Origin of the sequence: Pedomonas mirosovicensis (assembly GCF_022569295.1) — a bacterium.
GTDB lineage: Bacteria > Pseudomonadota > Alphaproteobacteria > Sphingomonadales > Sphingomonadaceae > Pedomonas > Pedomonas mirosovicensis.
The window spans coordinates 899,509-905,578 of the sequence record NZ_JAKFIA010000002.1; the positions used below are offsets into that span (position 1 = coordinate 899,509).

Annotated in this window: 2 protein-coding genes and 2 pseudogenes; 3 read left to right on the forward strand and 1 reads right to left on the reverse strand. The window is 66.3% G+C overall.

Features of this window, described 5'->3' with window-relative positions; genetic code table 11:
• Positions 1-24 precede the first annotated feature (24 nt).
• Positions 25-2,780, reverse strand: a pseudogene (locus tag L0C21_RS16645) (DUF5695 domain-containing protein).
• A gap of 324 nt (positions 2,781-3,104) precedes the next feature.
• On the opposite strand from L0C21_RS16645, the gene lldD reads away from it, so the two are divergent.
• The 3 genes and pseudogenes from lldD to L0C21_RS16660 all read left to right on the forward strand — a co-directional run.
• Positions 3,105-4,241, forward strand: a complete 1,137-nt coding sequence (lldD, locus tag L0C21_RS16650; RefSeq protein ID WP_259279509.1) for an FMN-dependent L-lactate dehydrogenase LldD — start codon at positions 3,105-3,107, stop codon at positions 4,239-4,241.
• 282 nt (positions 4,242-4,523) lie between these two features.
• Positions 4,524-5,480, forward strand: coding sequence for a rhamnogalacturonan acetylesterase (locus tag L0C21_RS16655; RefSeq protein ID WP_259279510.1), 957 nt, complete (start codon positions 4,524-4,526; stop codon positions 5,478-5,480).
• 1 nt (position 5,481) lies between these two features.
• Positions 5,482-6,070: pseudogene (locus tag L0C21_RS16660) on the forward strand (alpha/beta hydrolase); the annotation flags it as partial.

A 6,070-nucleotide genomic window follows, 5' to 3' on the forward strand; every position in this document is an offset into this window, starting at 1 on the left:
GGGACGCCGAACTCGATCCCAGGGTTATTGAGCCTGAGTCGGCTGAGTCGGGCTCAGCTCCACCACCGTCACCGCCGTGGACAGGTCGAACACATAGCTGCCGCGCGTCCGCACCGTCTCAAGTGTCGGCTGGTAGGCGGGCTTGCCCGCAACCGTGGTCTCCACGTTCAGATAGGCCTTGGGCGTGTAGCGATCGGCCTTGGCGAGGTAAACGCGCACCCGCCCGCTGGCGGTATCATACTCCGCCCGTTCGAACTGGCCCGCATCCAGCGTCAGCCACAGGCCCGCCGGCGCGATGTAGATGCGCTTGCGGAAGGCATCCTTCGGCTCGATGCGGACGGTATCTCCGCTTTTCTCCACAATGCCGCCGAAGCCGACGTAACCGAAGGTGGCGTCATTCACCAGGTAGGCGGCGGTGGCGTAGGCATGGCCGAAGAAGCTCATGCCGTAGTCGCCGGTGTAGGCATCGAACCGCATCATGTCCGGGTTCGAGTGGAAGGCGGCCGAGCCGGATCCTTCCTGGTTGATGTTGGTGATGGAGCCGAGCAGACCGCCATAGGCGACGCGCAACAGGTAAGTGTCCTTCGGATCGCGCCGGTAGGCGTCGAACAACGGCACGGCGTTGAGGGCCGAGCCATAGTGATGGATCTGGCGCTCGATCCGCCGGGTCTTGCCTGCGTAGAGGAAGTCCCAGTAGCGCCGGGCGTTGCCGTTATAGCCCCAGTGCGGAACAGTCGGGTCATAGCCGAGGATGACCTCGCGGGTCTGCTCCGCCTTGTCGTCATGGCCGAAGTAGCGCATCCACGCATAGACCTCCGGCTGGCCGGTCAGATCCCACGGCATCTCGCTGCCGAAGGGGTAGGCGTCCTCCGCCCAATGCTGGGCCCGGCCGCGCATCACCGCTTCCAGCGCCCGGGCTTCGGCGTGCAGCCCTTCGCGCTTCAGGTCGTTCAGAATATCGACGAAGACATCGCCTTCCATCTGCCCGAACTTTGAATAATGCGGATCGAGCCGGACCATGGCGATGGCCGTCTCATAGGCGCGGTTCAGATACCAGCGCCAGTCGTGCGCCTTGACCAGACCTTCCTGATAGCGGCCCAGCCGGTAGAGCACCCAGTGCGCGGCGGCCACGTGAACATAGTTGAACGACCGGGCGAAGGACGCGGCATGATCCCGGTCCCACGAGGACCAGGTGCTCCAGTCGATGGCGCTGTCGTAGGCAAAGGTCGGCACGCCCTTGGGGTCGTAGAAGAACAGGCTCTTGCGTACGCCGAAGGCTTCCGGCCCCTCGTTGGCCTGCAGCTTGCCGTCCAGCGTCTCCGTGACGAAGCGCTCGAACTTGCCGACTTCGGCCTCGTTCGGCTCGCCCAGCTGCTTCATGATGGCGGCCAGCCACGCGCCCGCGCCGCCCTCGTCGCTGAGGCCGGCAATCCACACGCGCGGATCCTGACGGACAACCGAGCGGGCCTCGTTGTCGTAGCTCATGATCGACGGCCCGCGCTTGAACGGATCGCTCGGATCATCGAACCACTGCTGGGTGGTGAGGAACCGGCCCATGTCGGCCACCGCCTCGGCAGCCGGCTTGGTGACGAAATAGTGCACCGTCTGCACCTGGCCGTCGGCGTAGGCGATCTCGAGGCGCGCCCGCCCCCAGGTCTTGCCTTCCACCTTGTAGCGGGCCCAACCGTTGACCGAGCCATCCTTCGACACCTTCAGCGCGCGGGACGGATAGGCGGTGATGGAGCGCACGCGCTTCGAGGTTTTCAGGAACAGGTCAGCCGGCAGATCCATCGGCACCACGTAGCCCGGAATGCCGATGGCGACCGGGCGATCGTTGGCGACGAGCGTTTCCTCGATGGCGCGGATGGACGGCGACAGCGCGAAGCGCACGCCAATCTCACGCGTCTCGCCGGGGGCGAGCTTCAGCACGCTTGGCTCATTCCACTGCTCCGCGCCGGACCATTCCTTCTCGGCAAAGCCGCGGCTTGTCACCATCCAGTCGTAGAAGCCCTCGAAGGTCTGGCCGCGCTTGGTGCCGTCGTTGAACAGCTTCGTGCGCCCGCTCTCGTCCTTCTCGTCCAGAATGGGCTTGTAGGCCTCGAACGGCGTGCCCGCCTCCGGCAGCACCAGAAGCGCCGGACCCTTGCCGTTGAGGCGGGTGACCTGAAGATAGCCGCCGTCCAGCCCGATGTAGGGGTCGGCAAAGCTGGCCTGTTCGTGCGCCTCTTCAAGAGAGCGGCCGCTGAGAATATTATCGAACACCATCGGCAGGCCAAGCCCGCCGATCTCGACAGCGCGCTTAGCGCGGTTGGTGAGCGGAAGCGCAGGGCCAGCTGGCCGTTTTCCACCACCCAGCGCCGCTCGACCTTAAGCGGCAGGTCCGCAGGCAAGGCCGCCGACACATCGCTCGCCGCCAGCACCGGGCCGGTTGCCGCCAGCGGCGTCACGGGAAGACGTTTATAAGCCGTCGCGTAATCGCGCCACTCGGTCTCACCGGCCAATCGCAGCCTGAGGTCGATATCGCCCAGATGATAGAAACCATCGCCCTGCCGCTCCTTCTGGCGGTGCGAGGGCGCGAAATCGAAGCCGCCCGCACCCTTTGGCGCAAGGAGACGAGAGTTTGCGATGCCCGGTCGAGAACAACCGTGAAATCCCGCGTTTCCAGCTGAATCTGGCTGACTGTCGCCTCGACCTGCGTCGCGGCGAGAACGGGCGAGCAGGGCATTGCCACCCCTGCGGCCAGCATGACCAGCGCGGCCGCAACGCCGCCGCGTACCCAGTTCGTGCGCTTCATGATTTCCCCTGTCTTCAAGCTCTTGCGCTGTTCACATGTATATATTGTCTGAGTGTATACAGTATCGCATTTCGGTCAAGCTGACCGGCTTCCGGGCAAGCGCTGCAGCACATGCCCAATTTCCCCAATATATGAGATATCATCCGAACATATGAAATGACCCTTGCCATGCGTCGATATTTTGTATGACTATACGATCAGGGGAGAAGACCATGATCGCATCAAGCCTGCAGCCGCGCCAGCATTTCCAAAACTCACGCTGCCTGATTGCGGCATCCAGCATTTCCGCCTTCGCGCAGGGGCGACGCGCATGAAGGCGGCATCGGTTATCGATTATCGCGAACTGGCCCGCGCCCGTTTGCCGAAATTCCTGTTCGAATATATTGATGGCGGCTCCTACGCCGAGGTGACGCTGCGGCGAAACATCACGGATCTGGAGGCCGTCGCCCTGCGCCAGCGCGTGCTGCGCGATGTCTCGAAAATCGATCTCACGACCACCCTCTTCGGCCAGAATTTTTCCATGCCGGTGGCGCTCGCCCCCATCGGCCTGGCGGGCATGAACGCCCGGCGCGGCGAGCGGCAGGCCGTGCGCGCGGCGGAGAAGGCGGGCATCCCCTTCATTCTCTCCACCGTCTCCGCCTGCCCGCTGGCGGAAGTCGCGAAAGCCGCCGCGAAGCCTTTCTGGTTCCAGCTCTACATGATCCGCGATCGCGGCTTCATGAAGGATCTGCTGGCCGAGGCCGCCGCGATCGGCTGCCCCACCCTCGTCTTCACCGTGGACATGCCGGTGCCGGGCTCGCGCTACCGGGATTACCGCTCCGGCCTTGCGGGCGCGCCCGGCCTCATGGGCTCTCTCCGCCGCATGGGGCAGGCGATCCTGCACCCGCGCTGGGCATGGGATGTGGGCATTTGCGGCCGCCCCCATGCGCTCGGCAACGTCGCCCCCGTGCTCGGCAAGAACACCGGCCTTGAGGATTTCTTCGCGTGGATGCGGAATAATTTTGAGCCCAACGTGGGCTGGCACGACATCGAGTGGATCCGCTCCCAGTGGAAGGGCTCCATCGTCATCAAGGGCATCCTCGACAGGCAAGACGCCCGGCTGGCGCTGGAAGCGGGGGCGGACGGCATCGTCGTCTCCAACCACGGCGGCCGCCAGCTGGACGGCACGTTATCGAGCGCGCGGGCGCTGCCGCCGATCGCCGATGAAGTGGGCGGGCGCATGACCATTCTTGCCGATGGCGGCATCCGCTCCGGGCTGGATGTGGTGCGGATGCTGGCGCTGGGCGCAAACGGCGTCATGCTCGGCCGGGCCTGGGCCTACGCGCTGGCGGCGGGCGGCGAGAAGGCGATCACCCACATGCTGGGCCTGATGCGGGCGGAGATGAACGTCGCCATGGCGCTGACCGGCACCACCCGCATCGCGGAGATCAGCAAGCATCATCCATGAAATCCGGGGGGTGCATGAGGCGGCTGGCCGGGCTCGCGCTGATGTTTATCGCCGCCTCCGCCGTTATGCTCGCCCCCACATCTGCTTGCGCCCGCGAGAACGCGCGGCATTTCACGCTGGGGGCGGACAGGCGCGCCTACAACGACGCGCGCGGCCACGGCTGGGAAGATGCCAACCGGTTCTCGGTCAAAGTACCGGAGGGCAATTACCGCGTCACCCTTGCCTTCGGCGGCGCGGAGGCGTCGGACACCACGGTCAAGGCCGAAGGCCGCCGGTTGATGGTTGAGAGCCTCCCACACCGGCAAGGGCGAAACCGCGACGCGCAGCTTCATCGTCAACGTGCGGACGCCCGCGCTGGGTGCGCCGCCCGAAAATGCGCCGGGCGGCGCGGCCGTGCGGCTCAAGCCCCGCGAGATCGGCAGCCCCACGTGGGACGACCGGCTGACGCTGGAATTTTTAGGCAGCGCCCCGCGAGTGACCGCCATCGCCATCGAGCCCATTGATGTGCCGACGGTATATCTCCTCGGCGATTCCACCGTTACCGACCAGACCGCCGAGCCCGCCGCCAGTTGGGGGCAGATGCTCCCCCGGTTTTTCGCGCCGACGATCGCCGTCGCCAACCATGCGGAGATCCGGCGAGACGCTGAAATCCTTCCTCGCGGAGTTGCGGCTCGACAAGGCGCTCTCCCGCATGAAGCCGGGGGACTGGGTGCTCATCAGTTCGGCCACAACGACCAGAAGGCGCAGTGGCCGCAAACCTATGCGGAGGCCGAAACCACCTACCGCGCCTATTTGCGTGCTTACATCGCCGAGGTGCGGCGGCGGGGCGCAACGCCCCTTCTCGTCACCTCGCCCGAGCGGCGAAATTTTGACAGCCGGGGCAAAATCACGCCCAGCCATGGCCGCTACCCGGACGCGGTGCGGGCGGTGGCACACGAAGAAAGGGTCGGCCTCATCGACCTCACCCCCATGACCATCGCCTTTTACGAAGTACTGGGGCCGCAGCGTGCACCCCTTGCCTTCAACGACGACGGCCGCGACCGCACCCACCACAACAACTACGGCGCTTACGAGCTGGCGCGGATGGTGGCCTCCCGGCTTTTCGAGGCCGACCCGAAACTGGCCCGGCACCTGCTGCACAAGGCGCGGGACTATGACCCCGCCAACCCTTCGCCGCCCGAAGCCTTCCGCCTGCCCGCAAGCACGGCCCGCAGCGCCCGCCGCCCGGATGGAGACTGACATGCTGAACCGCCGCGCCTTTCTTCATGGAAGCCTCGCCATCGGCGTCGCCGCCCCCGCGCTGGCGCGGGAAGCCCTCCGAACCCGTCCATGCGACCCTCGACCTCTGGCCCGGCCGCCCGCCAGGCGGCAGCGCGTCACCGTCACCCAGCGCGCCGTGCGCCGCAGGCTGGATTCCCCGCCCGATGACCTTGCCTTTTACGGCATCACCCGGCCGACGCTGACACTGGTGCGCCCCGCCAGCCCCAATGGCATGGCGCTGCTGCTGGTGCCGGGCGGCGGTTACGAGCGGATCGCCACCGCGCCGGACGGCGGCCCCATCGCCCATCACTTCGCCGAACGCGGCTTCCTCGTCGGCACGCTCCTCTATCGCCTGCCCTACGACGGCTGGGCCGCAGGCCGCGCCGTTGCAGGACGCCCAGCGCGCCTTCCGCCTGCTGGCGCGGGAGAGCGGGGCCGCAAGCGAAGGTGGGCGTCATCGGCTTTTCGGCGGGCGGGCATCTGGCGATTCATGCTTGCCAGCGAATTCTCCGAGCAAACCTACGCGCGGGTCGATGGCGAGGACGACCGCCCCCGCCCGCCCTGCCTTT

Coding starts and splice junctions, on each gene's coding strand:
- lldD (WP_259279509.1), top strand. CDS start 3,105: ATGAAGGCGGCATCGGTTATCGATTATCGCGAACTGGCCCGCGCCCGT.